General features: G+C 71.4%; 20 protein-coding genes. 12 read left to right on the top strand and 8 right to left on the bottom strand.

The genetic code is table 11. From position 1 onward, the window contains the following. Positions 1-92 precede the first annotated feature (92 nt). Both DB32_RS24135 and DB32_RS24130 read left to right on the top strand, forming a co-directional pair. Positions 93-2,195, top strand: a complete 2,103-nt coding sequence (locus tag DB32_RS24135; RefSeq protein ID WP_053234998.1) for a putative metal-binding motif-containing protein — start codon at positions 93-95, stop codon at positions 2,193-2,195. Positions 2,196-2,205: 10 nt separating this feature from the next. Next, positions 2,206-3,375, top strand: coding sequence for a glycoside hydrolase family 113 (locus DB32_RS24130; protein ID WP_157069343.1), 1,170 nt, complete (start codon positions 2,206-2,208; stop codon positions 3,373-3,375). Here the strand turns inward: DB32_RS24130 and DB32_RS24125 are convergent, their stop codons facing one another. Further along, positions 3,376-4,014 (bottom strand): Hsp20/alpha crystallin family protein, encoded by a 639-nt coding sequence (locus tag DB32_RS24125; protein WP_053234997.1) that lies wholly within the window; start codon positions 4,012-4,014, stop codon positions 3,376-3,378. It lies immediately after the preceding gene. A 121-nt stretch (positions 4,015-4,135) separates the two neighbouring features. Between DB32_RS24125 and ftsE the strand changes: the two genes are divergently transcribed. The 3 genes from ftsE to DB32_RS24110 are packed head-to-tail and all read left to right on the top strand — an operon-like array spanning position 4,136 to position 6,924. Continuing rightward, positions 4,136-5,023, top strand: coding sequence for a cell division ATP-binding protein FtsE (gene ftsE, locus DB32_RS24120; protein ID WP_075097607.1), 888 nt, complete (start codon positions 4,136-4,138; stop codon positions 5,021-5,023). A gap of 24 nt (positions 5,024-5,047) precedes the next feature. Continuing rightward, positions 5,048-5,929 (top strand): cell division protein FtsX, encoded by an 882-nt coding sequence (locus DB32_RS24115; RefSeq protein ID WP_053234996.1) that lies wholly within the window; start codon positions 5,048-5,050, stop codon positions 5,927-5,929. 2 nt (positions 5,930-5,931) lie between these two features. Further along, positions 5,932-6,924: a murein hydrolase activator EnvC family protein gene (locus DB32_RS24110; RefSeq protein WP_053234995.1), complete on the top strand. Its 993-nt coding sequence runs from the start codon at positions 5,932-5,934 to the stop codon at positions 6,922-6,924. Here DB32_RS24110 and DB32_RS24105 read toward each other — a convergent pair whose 3' ends face one another. Both DB32_RS24105 and DB32_RS45530 read right to left on the bottom strand, forming a co-directional pair. Next, on the bottom strand, positions 6,925-9,156 hold the full coding sequence (locus DB32_RS24105; RefSeq protein ID WP_053234994.1) for an MYXO-CTERM sorting domain-containing protein: 2,232 nt from the start codon (positions 9,154-9,156) through the stop codon (positions 6,925-6,927). Between the two features lie 102 nt (positions 9,157-9,258). Continuing rightward, positions 9,259-9,618, bottom strand: a complete 360-nt coding sequence (locus tag DB32_RS45530; protein ID WP_169791534.1) for a carboxypeptidase-like regulatory domain-containing protein — start codon at positions 9,616-9,618, stop codon at positions 9,259-9,261. Between DB32_RS45530 and DB32_RS24095 the strand changes: the two genes are divergently transcribed. Continuing rightward, positions 9,617-10,477 (top strand): tetratricopeptide repeat protein, encoded by an 861-nt coding sequence (locus DB32_RS24095; protein ID WP_169791533.1) that lies wholly within the window; start codon positions 9,617-9,619, stop codon positions 10,475-10,477. The two genes, DB32_RS45530 and DB32_RS24095, sit on opposite strands and share 2 nt — an antisense overlap. Positions 10,478-10,511: 34 nt before the next feature. On the opposite strand, the gene DB32_RS24090 is transcribed toward DB32_RS24095, so the two are convergent. Beyond that, positions 10,512-11,102, bottom strand: coding sequence for a GTP-binding protein (locus DB32_RS24090; protein WP_053234991.1), 591 nt, complete (start codon positions 11,100-11,102; stop codon positions 10,512-10,514). Between the two features lie 23 nt (positions 11,103-11,125). Beyond that, positions 11,126-11,608 (bottom strand): roadblock/LC7 domain-containing protein, encoded by a 483-nt coding sequence (locus DB32_RS24085; protein WP_053234990.1) that lies wholly within the window; start codon positions 11,606-11,608, stop codon positions 11,126-11,128. Positions 11,609-11,764: 156 nt separating this feature from the next. On the opposite strand from DB32_RS24085, the gene sppA reads away from it, so the two are divergent. Together sppA and DB32_RS24075 are read left to right on the top strand one after the other, a co-directional pair. Continuing rightward, positions 11,765-13,531, top strand: a complete 1,767-nt coding sequence (gene sppA, locus DB32_RS24080) for a signal peptide peptidase SppA (protein WP_157069341.1) — start codon at positions 11,765-11,767, stop codon at positions 13,529-13,531. A 59-nt stretch (positions 13,532-13,590) separates the two neighbouring features. Continuing rightward, complete coding sequence (locus DB32_RS24075; RefSeq protein WP_053234988.1) at positions 13,591-14,172, top strand: hypothetical protein; 582 nt, start codon at positions 13,591-13,593, stop codon at positions 14,170-14,172. A 36-nt stretch (positions 14,173-14,208) separates the two neighbouring features. On the opposite strand, the gene DB32_RS24070 is transcribed toward DB32_RS24075, so the two are convergent. Next, positions 14,209-15,189 carry a stage II sporulation protein M gene (locus DB32_RS24070; RefSeq protein WP_053234987.1) on the bottom strand — a complete coding sequence of 327 codons (981 nt, stop codon included), beginning with the start codon at positions 15,187-15,189 and terminating at the stop codon, positions 14,209-14,211. A 24-nt stretch (positions 15,190-15,213) separates the two neighbouring features. Between DB32_RS24070 and DB32_RS24065 the strand changes: the two genes are divergently transcribed. Next, positions 15,214-15,948, top strand: a complete 735-nt coding sequence (locus DB32_RS24065) for an RDD family protein (protein WP_053234986.1) — start codon at positions 15,214-15,216, stop codon at positions 15,946-15,948. Positions 15,949-16,030: 82 nt separating this feature from the next. Here the strand turns inward: DB32_RS24065 and DB32_RS24060 are convergent, their stop codons facing one another. Both DB32_RS24060 and DB32_RS24055 read right to left on the bottom strand, forming a co-directional pair. Next, positions 16,031-16,270 (bottom strand): hypothetical protein, encoded by a 240-nt coding sequence (locus DB32_RS24060; RefSeq protein ID WP_053234985.1) that lies wholly within the window; start codon positions 16,268-16,270, stop codon positions 16,031-16,033. A 621-nt stretch (positions 16,271-16,891) separates the two neighbouring features. Further along, positions 16,892-18,838, bottom strand: a complete 1,947-nt coding sequence (locus tag DB32_RS24055) for a serine/threonine-protein kinase (protein ID WP_157069340.1) — start codon at positions 18,836-18,838, stop codon at positions 16,892-16,894. 164 nt (positions 18,839-19,002) lie between these two features. On the opposite strand from DB32_RS24055, the gene DB32_RS24050 reads away from it, so the two are divergent. The 3 genes from DB32_RS24050 (at position 19,003) to DB32_RS24040 (ending at position 22,294) form a co-directional block, all read left to right on the top strand. Next, the gene (locus DB32_RS24050) at positions 19,003-21,153 is read left to right on the top strand and encodes a hypothetical protein (RefSeq protein ID WP_083457687.1); all 2,151 of its coding nucleotides are present in this window, start codon (positions 19,003-19,005) and stop codon (positions 21,151-21,153) included. Between the two features lie 246 nt (positions 21,154-21,399). After that, positions 21,400-21,756, top strand: coding sequence for a hypothetical protein (locus tag DB32_RS24045; RefSeq protein WP_157069339.1), 357 nt, complete (start codon positions 21,400-21,402; stop codon positions 21,754-21,756). Between the two features lie 13 nt (positions 21,757-21,769). Further along, positions 21,770-22,294 carry a DUF2752 domain-containing protein gene (locus DB32_RS24040; protein WP_053234981.1) on the top strand — a complete coding sequence of 175 codons (525 nt, stop codon included), beginning with the start codon at positions 21,770-21,772 and terminating at the stop codon, positions 22,292-22,294. Positions 22,295-22,342 lie beyond the last annotated feature (48 nt).

Below are 22,342 nucleotides of genomic sequence, written 5' to 3'. Positions count from 1 at the left end.
CGCGCCCCGCGACCGCGTGCGAGCACGTGTCATACTCGCCCGATTCGTGAGGTCTCGAGGCTCGGGACCTCGAGGGGAGTCTGCCCTTGTCGATGACCGCCGCTTGCTTCGCGTCGCGACTGCGCGCCACCTCGTTCGCTCTCTTCGTCGCGATGTCCATCGCGGGATGCGGTGACGACGACGGACCGGACGAATCCGACGGCGGTCAGACGATGGACGCCGGGCAGTTCGACGCCGGCCCGCGACGCCCCGACGGAGCGCGCGACTGCACGAGCGACGAGGAGTGCGTCGACGAGGTCACGTGCACGCGCGACGTGTGCGACCCGATGGGTTACTGCCGGAACCCCGTCGATCCCGCGGTCTGCGACGACGAGATCTTCTGCAACGGCGTCGAGCAGTGCGATCCGCGCCGCGGCTGCGTGCCGGGCCCGCGCGAGACGTGCAACGACGGCGACGTGTGCACGCTCGATCGCTGCGACGAGCCGGGCAAGACGTGCGAGCACTTCCCGCGCGATCTCGATCAGGACGGCGACACCGACTGGTTCTGCCCCGGCGGCTCCGACTGCGACGACATGGACCCGGTGCGTCACTCGGAGTTCCCCGAGGTGTGCGGCGATCGCGTCGACAACGACTGCGACGACGCGATCGACGAGCCCGACTGCGGGCGCGCGCCGAACGACACCTGCGAAGACCCGCTCGACGTCTCGGCGGGTGGTGTGTTCGTCGTCGACGCGTCGAGCCTCGGCGGCGACTACACGATCCCGTGCGCCGGCACGCCGCCCTCGGGCACCGTGCGTCGCGACGCGATCCTGACGTTCACGCTCGGCGAAGCGCGCGGCGTGCGCATCCGCGCCGACGGGCCCGCGACGCTCACCGGGCTCGCGCTGGGCACCGAGTGCGGCGTCGCCGAGAGCGCGACCGAGTGCAGCTACGGGTTCCCCGCGGAGGTGCGCGCGCGGCGGCTCGGGATCGGCACGTACTTCGTCGTGGTGTCGTCGAACGCGCCGGGCGACGTCGCGGTCACGGTCGAGTTCACGGAGCCGACCGAGCCCGCGCCGAACGAGGCGTGCGACAGCGCGATCGACGTGTCGGGCGGCGGTACGTTCACCGGTAGCCTCGTCGACGTCGCCGACGACCTCTCGACCGAGTGCGGCAGCATCGGCGCGCCCGACGTCGTCTACTCGTTCACGACGACGGCCGACCACGACGTGCGCATCTCGGCAGTGAGCCCCAGCGGCGATCGGCTCGCGTGGGATCTGCGCTCGACGTGCGAGAGCAGCGCGAGCGCGCTGCGCTGCGCGAACGACTCGCCGGCGAACGGGCTCGTGCACGAGCTCCCGGGAGGCACGTACTTCATCGTGCTCGAGGGCACCTCGTCGGCCGAGATCGACTACACGCTCGAGGTGGAGCTCCTGCCTCCGACGCCGCCGCCCGCGGGCGACCTCTGTCGCAACGCGATCCCGCTCGTGCTCGGCGAGCGCACCGAGGGAACGCTCGCCGACAAGGAGGACGACCTGGTCACGAGCTGCGGCTTCGACTTCCGCGACGCGGTGCACTCGTTCACGCTCGGCGCGCGCCGCGACGTGACGATCGAGATCGACGGCGGCACCGCGTCGTTCAACGCGTCGGTGCGCGGCACGTGCGCTGACGGCGCGACGCAGCTGCGCTGCGCGCGCGGCACGCCGGTGCGGATGCGCCTCCGTGATCTCGCGGCGGGCACGTACTACGTCGTCGTCGAGTCGTTCAACGCGGCGCCGTACGCGATCACGGTGACGGACTCCGACCCGGTCACGCCGGTCGCGGTCAGCGGCAACGAGACGTGCGCGAGCGCGTTCGAGATCCCCGCGACGGGCGGCGTCTTCACCGGCGACACCACCGCGATGCTCGACGATCTCCAGACGCGCACCTCGTGCGGCGACGGAGCGCGCTCGACCGACGCGATGTTCCGGCTCGAGCTCACCGAGGCGCGCCGCGTCGTCGCGAACACCGGCGGCTCGACGTTCGACACCGTGCTCCACGTGCACCGCGACAGCTGCGCCAACACGGGCGAGCTCGCGTGCGACGACGACAGCGGCGACGGCTCGTCGAGCCTGATCGATCGTCGCCTCGATCCCGGTACGTACTTCCTCGTCGTCGATGGCCGCGGGATGGTGTCGCGCGGCCAGTACACGCTGGAAGTGCTCGTCACGCCGTGAGCCGTTCTCGATGAAGACGTTCGTTCGCGCGCTCGTCGCGCTCTCGCTCCTGTTCCCCGCGACCGGTGCGCACGCATGGCATCGCCTCCCGCCCGGTCGCGACGGCTTCCGCGAGGCCGGGTACGAGGCGGTGCGCGGGGTCACGATCGGTCCGATCGAGAGCTCGCAGCAGCCCGGTCGCGGGTACGGCACGGAGTCGACCGCGGCGCTGCTCGATCACCTCGCGTCGATGGGCGTGAACTGGGTCTCGATCACGCCGTTCGGTCGCATCTGGAGCCTCCAGAGCACCGAGATCCTCATGGACTTCGAGGCGCCCTACGAGGAGAACCGCGAGGCCGTGCGCCGCATCGTCGCGCAGGCGCACGCGCGCGGCATCCGCGTGCTGGTGATCCCGCACCTCTGGGTCGAGACCGGCGGTTGGCGCGGCGAGATCGATCCCGGCTCGCCTCAGGCGTGGGCCGAGTACCAGCGCAACTACCGCGCGTTCGTGCTCGCGTGGGCGCGCGACGCGGCGGCGGCGGGCGCGGACGCGTTCTCGATCGGCGTCGAGTGCAAGAGCTGGTCGGGGCGCTTCGGCGGGTTCTGGTGGGACTTCATCGACGACGTGCGCGAGGTCTTCCCGGGGCTGCTCACGTACAGCGCGAACTGGGACGAAGCCGAGGACGTGCTCTTCTGGGATCGCCTCGACCTCGTCGGCATCAACGCGTTCTATCCGCTCGCCTCGCACGCGAACGCGACGTTCGCGGAGTACGAGGAGGGCGCACGCCGCGCGGCCGAGGGCGTCGAGCGCGTCGCGAGCGTGCTCGACATGCCCGTGCTCTTCGTCGAGGTCGGCTACACGACGCGACGCGACGCCGCCGTCGAGCCTTGGCTCTGGCCCGACGACATGACCGACGTCGCGATCTCGGAGCACGAGCAGGCGAGGGCGCTCGAGGCGAGCTTCCGCGCGTTCGTGCCGCACGAGTGGTTCTCGGGGTTCCTGGTGTGGCGCTACTACGCGTACCTCGACGACGTGAGCCAGGAGGCGATCTGGGGGTTCTCGCCGCACGGCAAGCGCGCCGAGCACGTGCTTCGCGCGACGTTCGCCGCGGCGTTCGGCGCCGACGCCGACACGATCGTTCCGGTGCCGCGCGTGCTGCGCGATCCGCTCGGGATCGTGCGCTCGACGGTCGTGGACTGATCAGCTCTTCTTCGTCTTCTCGGAGACGGTCTCGCCGCTCGTCTGGATCGGGATCTGGCGAGCGCGCGACGGCTGCTCCGGCATCTTGAGCTTCACCTCGAGCACGCCGTCGTCGAAGCGCGCCTCGCAGCTCGCGGGATCGGTGCCCTCGGGCACGCGGATCGCGCGCTCGAAGCAGCCGTAGCTGCGCTCGGTGCGGAAGAACCCCTCGCGCTCGTCGCGCTTCTCCTCGCGCCGCTCGCCCGAGATGACGAGCAGGTCGTCCTTCAGCTCGAGCTTCACGTCCTCCTTCTTCATGCCCGGCAGGTCGGCGCGCACGACGAGCTGATCGCCCTGCTCGAACACCTCGAGCTGCGGCGTCCACTCGCTGATCGCCGGCGCGAGGCCGTAGCCGCCCGCCGGTGCGAGCCCGCCGCCCATGCCGAACTCGCCGAAGAGCCGATCCATGTCCTCGAACATGCGGCGGACGAACGAGAACGGCGTCTGCATCGCCGGTCCGCCACGCCCGAGCCCCGTTCCGCCGCCACCGCCGCGCGCGAGGCCACGCTGCTCGCGCTCCTGCTCACGTCCCTGCGGCTGCTGCGCGCCACCTCCGCGCGCGCTCTGGTTCCTGCCGTTCTGCGGCTCGTTCTGCGCCATGGCGTCCTCCTTCGAGTTCGCTCATGGCGCCGCACGCGAGCGCATCCAACGTGGCGGCGCGCCTCTCGATCGGTCGTCGTTTTCTTGCCCGCGCGCGCGCTCCTCGGGTACGCGGCGAGACATGCGATTCTCGCTGGGTGAGCCCCCTCGCGATGGCGAGCCGCGCGACCGCAAGGTCGTGCGCCCCTTCGCGTTCTTCCGCGCCGGCGCGCACCCGAGCGCCGCGGCGAGCCAGCGCCCGATCCTCGTCTTCGAGGATGTCTTCAAGTTCTTCCGGCCCGACCAGCCGACGCTGCGCGACGTCAATCTGACCGTCGAGCGCGGCGAGTTCGTGTTCGTCACGGGCCCGAGCGGAGCGGGCAAGAGCACGCTCCTGCAGCTCGTCTATCGCAAGCAGACGCCCGACGAGGGACGAATCCTGTTCTGCGGCCGCGACATCGCGCGCCTCACCGGCGACTCGATCCCGTACCTGCGCCGCAACCTCGGGATCGTGTTCCAGGACTTCAAGATCATCCCGCACTGGACGGTCTTCGAGAACGTCGCGGTGGCGCTCGAGATCCTCGCGATGAGCAAGCGCCTGATCCGCTCGCGCGTGTCCGAGGCGCTCGAGCGCGTGGGGCTCGCGGGGCGCGGCGAGGATCTCACGGGCGCGCTCTCGGGCGGTGAGCAACAGCGCGTCGCGGTCGCGCGCGCGATCGTGACCGAGCCCGCGCTGCTCCTCGCCGACGAGCCGACGGGGAACCTCGACCCGCACCTCGCGCTCGACATCCTCACGCTCTTCGAAGAGATCCACGCGACCGGAACGACGGTCCTCTTCGCGACGCACGACCACACGCTGCTCGAGCAGCGGCCGCACCGCATCGTCTACATCGACGAAGGCCGCGTGCGCGAGGCGCGCTCCGGGCTGCGTGATCTGCGCGCGACCGAAGCGACCCAGGACGACCGCGACCGGCACCAGGCGGGCTCGGGCGTGGTCTCGATGAACGCCGTGCGCGCGCGCGCACGCTGATCTCGGCAGGGAAGGGACGCTCTCATGGATCTCAAGTCGGCTTTCGCGCGCGCGACGCGTGCGATGCGAGAAGAGGCGGGCCTCCACCTCGTCGCGATCTCGAGCCTCACGATCGCGTTCCTGTGTCTCGCGACGTCGCTGCTCGCGATCACGAATCTCGGCGCGCTCGCGGACTCGTGGGGGCGCACCGCGCGCCTCAGCGTGTACCTGCGCGACGGCGCGGAGGCACAGGACGTCGAAGAGCTGCGCATCGCGCTCGAGGGGCTGCCCGAGGTGCGCGCGATCGAGCACCTCACGTCGTCGGCCGCGCGCGAGCAGTTCCTGCGGGACGCGGAGATCGGCGCCGACCTCTCCGCGCTGCCCGCGGACGCGTTCCCCGCGTCGCTGGAGATCGAGCTCGCCGCGGGCGTCACCGGCGCGCGCGTCGACGCGATCACCGACCGCGTGCGGCGCTTCGGATCGGTCGAGGACGTCGAGACCTATCGCGGCTGGTTCGCGCGCGTCGAGAGCCTGGTCGTCGCGGGGCGCGGCGTCGCGAGCGGCCTCGCGCTCCTCGTCGTGCTGTGCGTGGTGTTCGTCGTCGGCAACACCATCCGCCTCGCGGTCGCGGGTCGTCGCGACGAGATCGAGGTGATGAAGCTCTGCGGCGCGACGAACGGCTTCGTGCGCGGCCCGTTCATCGTCGAGGGCGCGGTGCAGGGCTCGGTCTCCGCGCTCGTCGCGCTGCTCATCCTGCTCGTCGCGTACGTCGCGCTGCGCGGTCACGTCGACGGCACGCTCGCGAGCATCGTGGGCACGCAGAGCGTCTTCCTCCATCCCGGCGTCGCGCTCGCGCTCGTGCTCGGAGGCGCGCTGCTCGGCGCGACCGGCAGCGTGCTCTCGCTGCGCCGCTACCTGGCGGTCTGACGATGCGGAGACGCGCCCTCACGCTGCTGCTCGCGCTCGGCCTCGCGGTCGGGAGCGCTCCGCGCGACGCGCGCGGCCAGGACGACACGTCGGAGGAAGCGCCGCTTCCGCTCGATCCGGTGCAGCGCCTCGCGGCGCTCGAGGAACGCATCGCGAGCGCGCTCTCCGAGGCGGAGCACGCCAGCACCGACCACGCGCGCGTCGAGACCGAGATCGCAGGTCTCACGGAGGGACGCGCCGCGGCCAATCGTCGCGTGCGCGAGCGGACCCGGGCGCTGTACCGCATGACCCGCGCAGGCGTGTTGCCGCTCGCCGGCGGGCTCGACTCGATGCTCGCGCACGTCGCGCGCGTGGAGCGCCTCGAGCGCATGCTGCGCCACGATCTCGAGGCGCTCTCGGATCTGCGCGCCCGCGCCGCCGCCCTGCGCGCCGAAGCGGGGCGCCTCGCCGAGCGGATGGACACGACGCGCGCGCGCGTCGCGCAGCTCGAGGCGCAGAAGGGCGCGCTCGAAGAGGACGTGCGCCGCGCGATGCTCTACGGCAGCGCGTTCTCCGATGCGACGTTCGGCACCTCGACGTCGACCAGCGCGTACGGCCTGCGCGCCGTCGATGCTCCCGCGACCTCGGCGCTGGGCTTCGAGTCGCACCGCGGCGAGCTCGCGCTCCCACTCGCTGCGCCGCGCGCCATCCGCGAGGCCACGCGCGAGCAGGGTGCGGGCATCGAGCTCGACGGAGTGCGCGGCGCGCCGGTGCGCTGCGCCGCGGACGGTCGTGTCGCGTTCAGCGATCGTCATCCCTCGTACGGCCGCATGATCATCGTCGATCACGGCGAGGGGCACTTCACGATCTACGGCGGCCTCGCGCGCAGCGACGTGCAGGTCGGCGCGCCCGTGACGCGTGGCGCGACGCTCGGCGCGGTCGACACCGAGCCGCTCTTCTTCCAGGTGCGCCGCGGGACGAGACCGCTCGACGCGCGCACCTGGCTCGGCCTCTGATCAGCGTCGCCGGCGACGCGCGACGAGCCCGATCGCCACGCCCGCGATCGCGATCATCGCGCCCGACGCGCTGCCGCGCGCGGCGACGCGACACCCACAGCCGCTCCCGCCGCTCGACGGCGTCGTTCCCGCGTCCGCGCCGGCGTCCGCGGCGACGACGCTCGCGTCCGGCATCTCGACGACGGGGCACTCCGCGCTCGGATCGCCGCTCCGCTCGAGCGTCGCGCGCACGGTGTAGAGGTTCTGTCCGCGCCGTCGCAGATCGACCGACTCGATCGCGAAGTACAGCGTCTTGCAGCGCGGCAGCGCGTACTCGCTGCGCTCGTCGAGCACCACCGCGCCACCCTCGACCGCCACCGCGGCCTGCGCGCTCACGCGCACCGCGTTCACGCGCACCGGGCTCCCCTCGAGCAGGTGCAGCGTGTACTGCCCGTTGCGGGTCAACGATGTCATCTCGATGCGCAGCGACGTCGCGTCCACCGGCACGTCGATCCGGTAGTGCACCGGCGCGACGCCGCGCCCCACGCCGCCCGTGAGGAACTCGTTGCCGCTCCAGCCGCGACGCTCCGCGCCGTCGTCGAGCGCGACGATGCGCTGACATCCGGGCAGCCCGCGCGCGTTCACGACCTCCTCGACCGCGCTCGCCTGCTCGGCGCTCAGCGTGCCGCTCGCGAGCATCCCCTCGGCGGTCGCGATCATCAGATCGCCCGCGTCCGCGAGCGACGGATCCTCGGTGATGCTCGACACCGTCGTGAAGACGAGCGCGTCCGCGGCCTCGACGCCAATCCGCTCGCGGAGATCCCACGCGGCCGCCGCCCAGATCGTCCCGTCGAAGTGCCCTTCTCCGAACAGCCCGGACGGGCACGTGAGGTCGTTGTCGATGACGCGCAGGCTGCCGTGCGCCCCGAGATCACCGCCGACGCCGGCGAACGACTCCGCGATCTCCGCGTTGCCCTGGAGCGTGCCCGCGTAGTAGTCGCTCGTGCCCTCGTTCACCGCGAGCGGCTCGTACGACACGCCGAGCGGATCGACCGCGAAGCCCGTCATCGTCGCGACCTGATCGGTCACCGCGTGTCCGAACTCGTGATAGACGACGTCCGCGTCGTACGCGTAGTCGCCGCTGCGGCCCTGTCCGAACAGGAGATATCCGCACTGACCTCCGGACGCGGGGCTGAACGCCGCGTTGTCGTACGCGATGTCCGGCACCTCGCCGTAGTTCACGAACACGCGCATCGCGCTCGCGCCCGAGCACGCCCACGTGAACCCGTGGCGCTCGCGGTGCCACGCGGCCGCGCGGCTCAGGTGATAGAAGGCGTTCACCTCGGCGAACTCGTCGTCGTGCGAGCCCGGGGCCGCGTCGTAGAGGAAGTTGCCCTCCGCGTCCGCCATCGCGCGCTGCGTGCCGGCGCATCCGCCTCCCGCCTGCACGTCGCACTGCGCGACGTGGAACGAGTCGCTCGTGAGGCGCTGCGCGCCCGCGGCGAGATCGGCGAGCTCGACGTCGCTCGTCGCGCCATCGCTCGTCGTCGGGTTCGTCTCGTAGACGCGCGCCATCGCGTGCGTGAGCAGCGGCACGATCGCGAGCACCGTCCCGTCGCGCGCGTCCAAGAGCGCGCGCATCCGCTGCGAAGGGGCCGCACCGTGCAGATCGACCGCCCACGCCGGCACGATCGTGTCGACGAGATCGATGGCGATCGCCGCCGGCGACGTCGTGCGCGCGATGCCCCAGCCGACGTCGAGCGCGCGCGCGATCTCGGTCGCGCGCGTCGCGTCGATCGAGGCGCCGCGCTCGACGCGCGCCGGGCCCGCGTCGGCGAGCACCATGTCGATCGCGCCGTCGGCGAGCGAGCGCACCACGACCATCGCGCCGAGCACCGGGCGTCCGTCGGCGTAGCGGCGCAGCCGCACGATCGTGAAGCCGTGATGGCGCTGCGTGCTCTCCACGCGCAGCTCCTCGCCCTGCGGGATGCCGAACGCATCACCGAAACGCTGCGTCAGCGCGAGCGCATCGCGCGCGGGATCGCCCGACCACGGCCGCACGCGAGCGCCGAACAGCAAGCGCACCCGGCCCTCGTCGTCGCGACGCACCCGCGCCCGTGGCCCCGCGAGCGCGAGCAGCGCGTCCTCGCCGGTGCCCGAGGGATCACGACCGGGATCGACGCGCTGCGCCTCTGCCGAGGGCGCGACGAGCACGAGCGAGCACACGACGAAGAGCGAAGCGAGGCGACGCATGGCGCCCAGGGTACCCGCGGGATCAACCGCCCGGAACGCACGCGTCATCGGCGATCCTCGCGACATCACGCGCGAACGCGCGCCCGCTCGCTCGATTTGCGTTCACTCACTCGCTTCGCGCAGCTCGAGATCGATCCGGCGCTCGGCGCGATCGAAGTAGACCGTGCGCTCCGAGCTCGTGAACCCGCTCTTCTCCGCGCGCACCTGACCGAAGTCGACGTCGCTCAGCACCTGCATCTCGTAGCGCCCGTCGTCGCTGGTCGTGGTCTCGGCGACGAGCCCGGTGTCCGAGGTGAACGTCACGCGCGCGCCGCCGACGCCCGCCGACGACCCGTCGTCGCGCTCGACGGTGACGATCCCCGAGAGATCGTACGCGCTCGCGTTCGTCTCCTCGGCGCACGCGCTCGCCGCGAGCAACACGAAGAGCGCGGGAACCAGTGCAGGGCGGAGCTGTCCGATCATGCCCGTGCAGGATATCAAGCCCGACCCCGCGGCGTCTCTGGTGGTGCGCAGCCCGCACGAGTACGATCCGCGGCCCCCGATGGCACCGCGCCCCGCCGAGCCCGCTCCGCCGATCCTGCGCAACGTGCTCGTGCCCATCTCGCTGGTGACGACGTTCGCGCTCGTCTACTGGGTGCGCATCCCGCTCGCGCTCGCCGTGCTCGCGGTGAGCCCGCTGATCGCGCTCTTCGTGCTCGCGCCGTCGTGGGCCTCGTCGTCGATGCGCGCGTTCGATCGCGACGCGCTGCGCCTGCGTGCTGCGGGCCGCGCGAGCGAGCTCCGTGCGCGCTTCGATCGTGCGATCGGCATGCGCCTCTTCGCGGCTCCGTCGAGCAGCGCCGAGCGGCTCGGCGGCGTGCTCCGCGAGACCGGAGATCATCAAGGCGCGCGTCGCGCGTACCAGCGTGCGATCGAGACCGCGGGCGCGACCCCGACGCTGCCGATGTTCCTCGGCCTCGCACACGCCGCGTACGCCGCGCGCGAGGACGCCGAGGCGATCGGCGCATACCGTCGCGTGCTCGCGACCGACGAGAGCCTCCCGCGCGTGCGCGCGCGCCTCGCGCACTCGCTGCTGCGTCGCGGCGCACCCGCCGACGCGGCCGACGCGCACGAGCTCCTCGACGCCCTGCGTCCGACGAGCGACGCCGAGCGCACCGAGCTCGCGCTCCTGCGCGCCTACGTCGACGCGCGCAAGGGCAGGACGAGCGCCGCGCGCACCGCGCTGCGCGAGATTGAGGGCGGCGACGCGACGCTGCGCGACGACGTCGAGTCCGCGCTCTCCACATCACCCACGAAGACGGAAAAGAAAAAGCGCCGCTGAGCAAGCGGCGCCGTCGACGTTCCCGATCGCGATCTCACCCGCCGGAGCGCTTGAGCTCGGTGAGCACGAGCTTCGCGACCGACTTCAGCGTCTCGAACACGCCCACGCCCGTCGACGCGACCGCCTCGAAGTCCGGCACCGCGCCCGGGTTGAGCAGCCTGCGCAGCTCGTCGACCGGCGCGACGCTCGGCATGTCGCGCTTGTTGTACTGGACGACGTACGGAAGCTTATCGAGCGAATAGCCCTGCTCCGCGAGGTTCGTTCGCAGGTTCTCCATCGACTCGAGGTTCGCCTCCATACGCGCGATCTGCGAGTCGGCGACGAACACCACTCCGTCCACGCCCTTCAGGATCAACTTCCGGCTCGCGTCGTAGAAGACCTGACCGGGGACCGTGTAGAGGTGGAATCGAGTCTTGAATCCGCGAATCTCACCGAGCGCCAGCGGGAGGAAATCGAAGAACAGAGTCCGCTCGGTCTCCGTGGCGAGGCTGATCATCTTGCCCTTCGCCTCGGGATTCGTCTTGTTGTAGATGTACTGGAGATTCGTGGTCTTTCCGCAGAGACCAGGTCCGTAATAGACGATCTTGCAGTTGATCTCGCGCGACAGGTAGTTGATGAACGACATGAGCTCTGTTCCCTCCGCGCGAATCAGTCGTTGAACAGATTGTCGATGTCGTCGTCCGTGATCTCTGCGAACGGAGTCTCGCGCGACGGATCCTGCACTTTGCGGAGCAGTGCCTCGAAGATGCCGTTGAGCTCTTCGCTCGCCTTCTTCACGCGGAGCCGCACCAGCCCGAGGCTCGTCTTGTTGTCGAAGATGACGACGAGGATGACTCGGTTGCCGACGAGCTGGATGTGGATGTTCTGCTTCTCGCCCTCGTGGAACTGAGTCGTGAACTCGTTCTCGCGGAGGAGCTTCGCCATACCGCCCGTCGCGGCGATGTTGCCGGCTGTGAGCGAGGCGAGAGAGGTCGTATCGAGCTGCTCGGTCTCACCGGCCGCCGCGATCAGCTGGCCGTTCTTGTCGATGATGAACACGACGCGGGCGTTCGCTTCCTTCACCAGGCGCGTGACGATCGCCTGGATCTGGTTGAACTCCTCCTCGTACATGACCATCTGCGGGTTCGTCATGAAGAGCTCCTCGGCGGGGCCTCGGTTTCCCGGGGCCGCCAGCGCAGACCCGTAGGTAACAGAGATCGCGAGCGAGCGTAAAGGGCTTCGCGCCCTGGACGCGGACGTGCTCTGTGCCGCTTGCACGCACACTGCACGGGCCCCAAGAACGATCGCGTGGGGCGCCTGATCGTCGACGTCGCGCTCAATCTCCTGCGGCTACCATTCCTGCCGGTCTGGTGGCTGCTCCGGAGGGTGAGGATGCCGCGTGAGCGCTGGGTGCACGTCAAGCTGCGGAGCCGCCTCGTCGAGGTCGATCGTCCGCTGCACACGCTCGCTCGGTTCGTGCCGGGGCTCGCGACGCGCCGGCCGACCTCGCTGCTCGCGCTGCGTGAGCTGACCGACCACATCCTGCGCGACGCGAACGTCGAGGGCGTGGTCCTCGAGATCCCGTCGCTGCACGCAGGATGGAGCTCGGTCGACGCGGTGCGCGAGCTGGTGCAGAAGCTCTGCGCGGGCGGCAAGAAGGTCGTCGCATGGCTGCCCGACGGGGGAGGCAACCGCGAGCTGTTCCTCGCGTCCGCCGCGACGCGCGTGCTCACCTCGCCGAACGCGACGCTCTCGCCGCTCGGCATCGCCGCGTCGAGCAGCTACGTGAAGGGCCTGCTCGATCGCTTCGGCGTGCAGGTCGAGGTGCATCGCCGCGCGGAGTTCAAGACCGCCGCCGAGACCACCGTCAGCGAGACGATGAGCGAGGCGCAGCGCGAGCAGCTCGGCGCGCTCCTCGACACCATCGATCGCGCGCTGGTCTCCGCGCTCGCGTCGCGCGTCAAGCTCGGCCCGACGCCCGAGGCGCGCGAGGCGAAGGTCCGCACGCTCTTCGACGACGCGCTCGTCTCCGCGCGCGCGGCGCTCGACGCGGGGCTGATCGACGGCCTCTGCTACGAGGACGGCCTGCCGCAAGCGCTCGCCGAGGGCGAGGGCAAGCCGCCGAAGGTGGTGCGCGCGTCGCGGTACTTCAGCTTCCATCGCTCGCGCTTCTTCCGTCCGGTCGGGCCGCGCCCGTACATCGCGATCGTCCCGGTGCACGGCGCGATCACGTCGGGCGGCGGAGGCCCCGCGGTGGGCGGACCGCCGGCGACGCAGGAGGCGGTGATCGGCGCGATCCGCATGGTCGGTCGCGATCCGCGCTGCCTCGGCGCGGTGCTCCACGTGAACTCGCCGGGCGGCTCGGCGCACGCGAGCGATCTGATCCACCGCGAGGTCGAGCTGCTGCGCGAGAAGAAGCCCGTCATCGCGTGCTTCGGCGAGGTCGCGGCGAGCGGCGGCTACTACATCGCGGCGCCCGCCCACGCGATCATCGCGCAGCCGCTGGCGATCACCGGATCGATCGGCGTCGTGTCGGCGCGCCTCGTCGCGCGCGATCTGCTCGAGGGCATGGGCGTGCACACCGAGGTCGTGCGTCGCGCGCCGCACGCCGATCTGCTCGCGAACCCGCGCCCGATGGACGCCGACGAGCACGCGATCTTCGAGCGCGAGATCGACAACTTCTACCGCACGTTCGTCGGCATCGTCGCGAAGGGCCGCAACAAGTCGGACGCCGACGTGGAGCCGCTCGCGCGCGGTCGCGTGTGGTCGGGCGCCGACGCGCATGCGCGTGGGCTCGTCGACAAGCTCGGCGGGCTCGACGTCGCGATCGACGAGGTCCGCTCGCGCATCACGTTCCTGCCGAGCGCCCTTCGCGGGATCATCGAGCCGCGCGTGGTGTGGCCGCGCCCCGGCGATGCGCCGCCGATCCCGCTCGCCGCGGCGGGCGCGATGCTCGGTTCCCCGGCGAGCACGCTGCTCGAGCGCCTCGATCCGTCGGTCGCCGAGATCCTCTCGCTCGTGAGCGGCCGCGAGCGCGTGCTCTTCTACGCGACGGGCCTTCCGCGCATCGATTGACCGCCCGGCGTTGCGTCGCTCCGCGCACGTCGTCTATGGTCGCGCGCGGAGGAAGAAGAATGCTTCGCTCGTCCCTGATCGTCGGTCTCTCGGTCTCGCTCGCGATCGCAGCGGCAGGCTGCGGCGGCGGTGGTCGCCGCGCGAACGTGTCGCCGGGGCCGATGCCGGAAGGCGGCACCTTCACCGGGATCTGGCACTCGCCGCAGTACGGCGAGATGCACTTCTCGCAGACCGGCACGCAGGTCGTCGGCTGCTACACGAAGGACGAGCGCCGCGGGCGCGTCCAGGGAACGGTGCAGGGCAACCTGATGCGCTTCGAGTGGTCGGAGCGCCGCGAGCTCGTCTCGGGCCGTCCGGTCACGACGCGCGGCCACGGCTACTTCCAGTACCGCGTGGGCGACGACGGCGACTCGTACGCGACGGGCGAGTGGGGCCACGACGCCGACGAGACCGGCGGCGGCGAGTGGAACGCGGTGCGCGATCGCCGTCGCACGCGCCGCCCCGACCCCGACACGTGTGGCGCCGCGACGACCGGCGACGAGCAGCCGCAGGGTGACTCGTTCGAGTCGAGCGGTGGCGGCGACTCGTTCGACTCGAGCTCGAGCGACAGCGGCGGCGGCGACGACCTCGGCGGCCTCTGATTCTTCAGGGGTTCGCCCCCTGGGCCGTCGGACGCATCACGCGCGATCACGTCCCGCGCGCAGCAGCCACGCGAAGAGCGCGATGCCCACGACCGCGGCGAAGACGAGCTTCGCCGCGTAGGGCATCGCCGGCTCGTGCATCTGGCTGATCGTCCCTTCGATCACACCGGCGAGCACGAGGATCGGCATGCCTCCGATCACGAGGCGCGCCGCGCGACGTGCCTCGCTCCGCAGCGCGTCGCCGCGCGTGCGACGACCGGGCAGCACCACACCGCGCGCGATCACGAGGCCCGCCGCGCCCGCGACGACGATCTGCGTGAGCTCCGGGATCCCGTGCGGGAGGATCCACGCCCAGAAGAACAGCCCGTGGCCCGCGAGGTGGTACTGCACCGCGAGCGCGCCGAGCGGGATGCCGTTCGTCACGAGCACCGCCGCCGTCCCCACGCCGAGCGTGATCCCGAGCGCGAACACCAGGAACGTGACCTGGATGTTGTGCGTGAAGAGGAACGTCGAGAATTGCGCGGCCTCGTCGCCTCGACGCGGTGCCCGTCCTTCGTCGCGCGCGACGCGCTCGTCGGGCGTCGTCTCCGCGTGCGCTTCGGGGATCAGCACGCCCGTCACGCTCGGGTCGATCAGCACCGCGCCCGCGCCCATCAGCACGCCGCCGAAGAGCAGCGCCGCCGACAGCGCCATCGCGCGCCACTCCGCGCGCACGAGCCGCGGCAGCTCGAGCGCGAAGAACGCGAACATCGACGTCCTCGGCGCACCGCTCCCCGAGTGCACCTGCGCGTACGAGCGCGCGACCAACTCGTTCAGGTGATCGACCACCGCGGGATCGACCCCCTCCGCGCGCGCTCGGACGAGATCCGCCGAGACCGCGCGATACAGCTTCCCGAACCGGCGCGCGCCCGCGACGTCGAGCGCGCGCGCACCGCGCGACTCGATCGTGACGAGGAGCCGCTCGAGCTCTTCCCACGCCGGCGTCCGCTCGCGGACGAAGCGAAACGCGTCGCTCACGACGCGATGGTACGCTGCGCCCGCGTGCGGTCGATCGTCCGCATCACGACGCCCGAGAACGTCCCGTTCGAGCACGAGCTCGCAGGCGTCCCGTCGCGCGCCGTCGCGTGGGCGATCGACGTCGTCGTGATGGGCGTCGCGATCGCGGTCACCGCGCGCATCGCCGAGGCGTTCGGCGCCGCGGGTGGGTTCGCGAGCGCGGTCGCGCTCCTCGCCGTGTTCCTGGTCCAGTGGTGGTACGGCGCGCTGTGCGAGTGGTGGCTCGGCGGGCAGACGATCGGCAAGCGCGCCGTCGGTCTTCGTGTCCTCGACGAGCGCGGGTTCCGGATCGGGTTCGTGCAGGCCGTCGTGCGCAACCTGGTGCGCGTCGCGGATCTGCTGCCCGGGCTCTACCTGGTCGGCGGCGTCTCCGCGCTCGTCGACGTGCGCGGTCGTCGCCTCGGCGATCTCGCGGCGGGCACGATCGTCGTGCGCGAGCGTCCGCGCCCCGCGCCCTCGGCGCTGGTCCCGCCCGCCGAGCGCCAGCCGTTCGCCGACGATCCGGCCGTCCGGCTCGCGGTGCGCCGCATCAGCGCGTCCGAGCGCGACGCCATGATCGCGCTCGGGCTGCGACGCGATCAGCTCCCGCTCGGGGTGCGCCACGCGCTCTTCGCGCGTCTGGCCGAGCACCTCGAGGCACGACTCGGGATGGACCGCCCGGCGTACCTCTCGGCCGAGCGCTTCGTGCTGAACCTGACCGCGATCCTCGTGGACGGCTGACGAGCCCGGAATGCGAAACGACCGGCGCCCGAGACATCGTCTCGGAGCCGGCCGTCATTCGCCGCGACGGGGCGGGGCGAGCTCAGTGCCGCTGCGCGCTCTGCTCGCCGTCCTCGCTGCAGAACAGGATCGCGCAGTTCTTCCGCGGCGACTCGCGCATGCGCGCACAGAGCTCGACGAGATCGTCGTCGACGTCCACGACCGATCCCTCGGTCGCGCGACCCGTCTCTTCGCAGTAGCGGCACTCGTCCAGGGCGACCCAGCGCCCGCGGAACTCGTCCGACTGGCAGATCGCATCCCAGCTCATCCTCTGGGCGCCCATGTCGTCGTCCCCGTCCGGGTCGCCTAGTGGCGCGTCTCCCGGCGCGCCTCCCGCGTTCGAACCGTCGGGCGAGCGCCCGTCCAGGACCAGCTTCCAGCTCGACAGTAGACCCATGCGGTTCTCCCGCCTCCCTCATCCCGACGAGCCCCCGAGGTCGTCCGCTCCTCGGCAGGACCGCACGCGTGGACGCGTGCAGTGCGGTGCTGATCACGACGCGACGTTCGCCTTCGTCGCGTGTGCGGCCCCCGTTCCATCATGGCCGCTCGTGTCTGCTCGCTTCGTCGGGCTCCCCCGTTCCCGTGGGGGACTGGCTGTCTCCGAAGTAGGAACCCTTTCGTTCACCGAACCGTCATCCATCCGGCAGCTCGATGACTCTCGAAAGCACCCCCCCGATCCAAGCCCGCGGCCGAAGCCGCTTCACGAACCGCGCATCGTCGCGAAAGCGACCGACTCTGCGCTCGAGGACCCGGGGTTCACCCCCGAGGTCGATGGCCGGAGTCTCCACGAGGGTCGGGCCCCGTGCAAGTGCTCAGTGCACACCCCGTCACGCGTGGGCTGCTCCCAAGTCACTGGCCGGTGGCGCGGCAAGGAACGCGCCGGAAACGTGACGAACCCGCGAGATCACGGCCTCGGGCACCACGACGGGTCGAAGTAGCGCGCTCCGCCGTTGGCGCCGACGCCGCGGAGATCGCGGAACAGCTGCTGCGCCTGCGGGCAGCGGCCCTGCTGCAGCAGCGAGAGGATCTGGTTGCCTCCGCGGCGATCGAGCTCGTCCTGGAGCTGCCGCGTGATCGGCGAGCGACGCCCGACCAGGCGCTGCGCCTGCTGCAGCGAGGCGATCGCCGCGCGGAAGTCGTTGCGCTGCACCGCGGCGATGCCCGCGCCGATCAGCGAGCGGGCGCGCGCTTCGTCGGCGGGCGAGGGCCCGCGCTTCGACGGGCCGTCGTCCTCGCGCGGCGTCTCGGTCGAGGCCACGCGCGTCCCGGCGTCCGGCGTCGTCGTGACGGTCGGGGTCGTGGTGGGCGTGGTGGTCGGCGTCGTCGTCGGCGTCGTGGTGACGGTCGGCGTCGTCGTCGGCTGCATCACCGGCTGCATCGGCTGCATCACCGGCTGCATCGGCTGCTGCGGAGGCTGCGCGACCGGGTCCTGCCCCACGACGCCCGCCTGGGTGCCGACGACACCCGTGGTCGTCGTCTGCGACGCGAAGAACAGGATCACGCCGCCGATCACGCCGCCCACGACGAACAGCAGCATCACCAGCGCGACGATGATCTTCCCCGCGCCGCCGCCCGACTTCTGCGGCGCCGCGTAGCCGTAGCCCGTCGCGCCGGGCATCGGCTGCATGCCCGGGTTGCTCGGATACGCGCCCGGATACGTGCCCTGCACCGGCAGCGGCGACGTCTGACCGAAGCCCGGCGTCACCCCGGGGATCGGCACCCCCGGCGCCGACGGCACGTGCCCACCCGGCGCGACCATCCCGGGCACGCTCGGAGGCGGCGTCGCCGCGTGCCCGAACTGCTGCATCGGGCCCGGCGTCGGCGCCGGCGGACGCGGATTGCCCGGCCCCGATCCCGCCGACGACGTCGCCATCGTCCACGCGGCCTGCGCGTCCTGGTACCCGGTGAACTCCTGCAGGAACTCGAGCACCGTCGCCTGACGCTGCTCGCGATCCTTCGCGAGCGCGCGCATCACCGCGTTCTTCTTGTTCTGCGCGATCGCCACGCCGCCCGGGTGCGCCTCGAACGGCGCGGGCTGCGCCGTCAGGTGCTTCGTCGCCCACTCCCAGGGCGTCTTCGCATCGAACGGGAGGACGCCCACGAGCATCTCGTAGACCATCACCCCGAGCGAGTAGATGTCGGAGCGCGCGTCGAGCAGCTTCCCGCTGAACTGCTCGGGGGACATGTAGGGCGGCGTGCCGAGCACCATGCCCTGCTTCGTCAGCTTCTGCTTCGCCGGGTCGTCCGCCTCGCCCTTCTTCGCGATGCCGAAGTCCAGCACCTTCACGAAGTCGGTCTGACCGCCACGATCCGTGAGCAGCACGTTGTCGGGCTTGAGGTCGCGGTGGACGATCCCGCGCCCGTGCGCTTCGTGCAGCGAGCCGCAGATCTGGATCAGGATCTTGTCGATCCTCGCGACGTCGAGGCGCGTCTTCTCCATCTCGGAGGCGAGCGAGCGCCCCTCGATGAACTCCATGACGATGAAGAGCGTCCCGTCCTCGAGCTCGCCGAAGTCGTAGAACTGGATCGTGTTCGGGTGCGAGAGCTCGATGACCGTCTCGGACTCGCGGTGGAAGCGCGCGACGAGCTGAGGGTCCTGCGAGAGCTCCGGGTGCAGCGTCTTGATCGCGACCTTGCGGACCGCTGCGCCCATTTTCTGCTCGGCGAGGTACACGCGGCCCATGCCGCCCTCGCCGAGGAGCTTCGTCGGGCGATAGCGGCCCATCAGCACCTTGCCGATGAGCGCGTCCCCCGCGTCCACGACCTCGACCTCCAGCATCGCGCCGCAGCTGAGGCAGAACTTGGCGTGGTCTTCGTTGTGGTGCTGACAGCGCTGACAAATACGAGCCACGTGGCCTCCCCAGGCGTGCGGCGGTCGTTTCGACCGCGAGTGTATAGGCGGGTTTGGGCGAGAGCGAGCGAGAAGGGCGCACCGAGAAAACGGGTAGGACGCACGAAGACCCTGCTCGTGCTCACGATTGATGGGGCGCGTGGGGCGTGGGAGCCTGAGGCCGAATGTCTCGTCTTCGGCTGTTCGTCGCTTGCCTCCTCTTGGTCGTCGCTCCCTCGATCCTTCTCGCAGCGTGTGGTGACGACTCCGGCCCGCCGGGCACCGTGAGCGTTCGCGCCGTGTTCGAGCTCGCCGGCGACCCGATCGACTTCGGGGCCGTGCCGTTCCCGGACGACCTCTATCTCCGCGACGGCCACGTCGAGCTCGGCGCGTTCCCGCGCGAAGAGCGCGCCGATCCCGCGACCATCGCCTCGCTCCGCGGCTCGCTCCACGAGATCGACGGCTTCGGCGTCAGCTCGCCGGTCTTCTTCTACTTCGACGGCGCGCTCGACCCGGCATCGCTCCCCGCCGACGCGCGCGCGAGCCTGCTCGAGGACGCGTCGGTCTTCCTCGTCGACGCCGACCCCGCCTCGCCCACCGCGTCGGAGCGCGTGCCCGTCGTCGCCCGCTGGGACGCGACCGAGCAGCGCCTCTCGCTCCAGCCGCTCGACGGCCACCCGCTGATCGAAGGCACGCGCTACGCGGCGGTCGTGACGACCCGCGTGCGCTCGAGCGAGGGCGCCGCGATCGAGGCGGCCGAGCAGTTCGCGATCATCCGCGACGCCACCGCGCGCCCGACCGACGCGCTCGAGGCCGAGGCCTACGATCAGTACGCGCCCGTGATCGCCAGCCTCGCGATGGCGGGCACGCCGCGCGAGGAGATCGTCGCGCTCGCGGTGTTCACCGTGCAGACCGTCGCCGACGACCTCGTCGACGCGCGCGACGTCGTCCGCGGCGGCGACGCGCCCGCGATCCAGATCGAGCGCGCCGTGACCGGCGAGGCCGTCGACGCGCTGCTCGGCGCGCCCTCCGCCCCGCTGCCCGGCGGCGACGTGCCGGGCGGCGTCGCGCACGACGCGATCGGCTGGGTGATCGACGGCACCTTCGAGTCCCCCGAGCTCGCCTCACCCGCGCCCGGGCAGCACGGCCGCTGGACGCGCGACGCGTCGGGCGCGCTCGTCGTGAAGCGCACCGATCGCGTGTGGTTCACGCTCGTGCTCCCGAGCGGCGTCGACCTCGCGACGATGTCGGTGCCCGTCGTCGTGTTCCAGCACGGGCTCGGCGGCCAGCGCGGCAACGCGTTCGCGGTCGCCAACACGCTCTGCGCCGCGGGCTTCGCCGTGGCCGCGATCGACATCCCGTACCACGGCATGCGCACCACCGGCGGCGCGATCGACGCGCGCCACGCGTACGGCGCGAGCGAGGGCGCCGACCTCTACGGCGACCTCGGCGGGCAGGCCGTGTACGTCGACTTCCTCGGCATCGGCGACGACGCGGGCGAGCTCGTCCCGTTCCATCCGTTCTACACGCGCGACGTGTTCCGGCAGTCGGTCGTCGACCTGATGGGCCTCGTGCGCGTGCTGCGCGAGGGCGTCGCCGAGGCGGTCGCGACCGCCGGCGGCCCCGCGTTCACCGTCGCGAGCGCGCCCTTCGGGTTCGTCGGCGTCTCGCTCGGCGGGATCCTCGGCACCGTGTTCGTCGCGAACGAGCCGGAGATCGGCGCGTCGGTCCTCGCGGTCACCGGCGGTCACCTCGCGCGCCTCGTCGAGATGAGCCCGTCGTTCGCGCCGACGTTCCTCTCGATCCTGCTGCCGCGCTACGGCTACTCGCTCGACGCGATCGACTGGCAGACCGAGACCGTCAGCAGCCTGCCGGGCATCGCCATCTTCCAGACGCTGCTCGACCGCGGCGACTCGATGGCGCACGCCGCGGTCCTCGCGCGCCGTCCGGTGCACGTGCTGATGCACATGGCGCACGGCGACGAGACCGTGCCGAACGTCGCGACCGAGTCCCTCGCGCGCGTCGTCGGCGCGCCGATCGTCGGCGCGCCGCCCGCGTTCACCGACCTCGACGTCGGCATGCTGCCCGTCTCGCAGAACGTGATGATCGGCGACACCGACGTCACGCGCGTGCTCGTGACCTACGAGGACGCGAACCACGGCCTGCTCACCTCGCGCAGCGACGCGCAGCGCTGGATGCAGCCGGCGCTGCCGCCCTTCGTCGCGCAGTCGCCGCCGATCGAGCTCGAGAACCCGATCGACGACGCGCAGGCGCAGATGCGGCACTTCTTCGCGACGTGGCGCGAGGGAAGACCCGAGGTCGCCCCGGCGGAGTAGGAGCGCACGGCCGAGCACGTGCACGAGCACGTCGGACGAGCACGTCGGACGTGCACGAGAACGCGTACGGGCGCCGTCTCGACCGCGGGCCTGTCGGTCGGGGCGCGTGCCCTGACACGTTCTCGTGCTCGGCAGTGTGGATAGAGCGATTGACCCTCTCGTCGCGCCCCGGATATCGTGGGCGCCGCTCCATCGGGGGAGAGTGCGTCGATCCAGAAGCGCGAGGCGCGCGCGGGAGGAGTGTCGATGAAGGGCGAGGTTCGGAATCCGACGACGGTCTGGCTCGTGGCGATCTTCACCTGCGGGCTCGGGCCGCTCTACTACTTCTATACGATGTTCACCGAGCTGAAGAACTACCTCGGCCGTGACGACATCAACCCGATCGTCGAGCTCCTCATCGCCTGGGTCTGCGCGCCCTACGCGCTGATGCGGCTCGGCGGGTACATCCAGGAGGCGCGCCAGCGCTCGGGCGTCGCGAACGCCGAGAACAACTGGGTGAACTACCTGCTCTTCCTGTTCGCGTGCGGCTTCGGCTGGGCGAAGATCCAGGAGGACATGAACTCGATCTGGCAGGGCGGCGGCGGCGCGCCGGCCACGTTCTGATCAGACTGGTCGCGTGAGCGATCGCGCGATCACGACCAAGACGCCCGAGGCCTCGAACGAGGCTTCGGGCGTCGTCGTTCCGCGCCCGCTGCCTCCGAGGCCGCAGTGGCGCCGCGTGCTCGACGCCGCGATGCCGCTGCTCGCGCTCTTGCTGCTCGCCGCGATCGAATTCCCGCTCTGCCCGACGCGCCTGATGTTCGGCGTGCCGTGCCCCGGCTGCGGCCTGACGCGCGCGACGCTCGCGATCCTGCAGCTCGACTTCGCCGCGATGTGGCGCCTGCACCCGATGGCGCCGGTGATGACGCCGATCGTCGCGTGGTTCCTCTCGAAGCCGATCCTCGAAGAGCTCGGCTGGATCCCGAAGCACCGCGTGTTCGTGCGCGTGCCCAACGTCGTGTGGGGCACGCTGCTCGTGATGTTCTTCGGCCTGTACGTCGCGCGGCTCGGCGGGCTGCTCGGTGGGCTGCCCGACCCGATCGATCCGAGCGAGAGCATGCTCGGGCGCGCGTGGCACCTGGTCGCGCCGCACGTGCACTGAGGCGCGGACGAACGGCCGCCCACGACCACGACCACGACGACGTCCACG

The sequence above is a fragment of the Sandaracinus amylolyticus genome, from assembly GCF_000737325.1.
In the GTDB taxonomy this organism is placed as follows: domain Bacteria; phylum Myxococcota_A; class Polyangia; order Polyangiales; family Sandaracinaceae; genus Sandaracinus; species Sandaracinus amylolyticus.
Note: the sequence above shows the minus strand (reverse complement) of the source record. Positions and strands in the feature narration are given on the sequence as shown.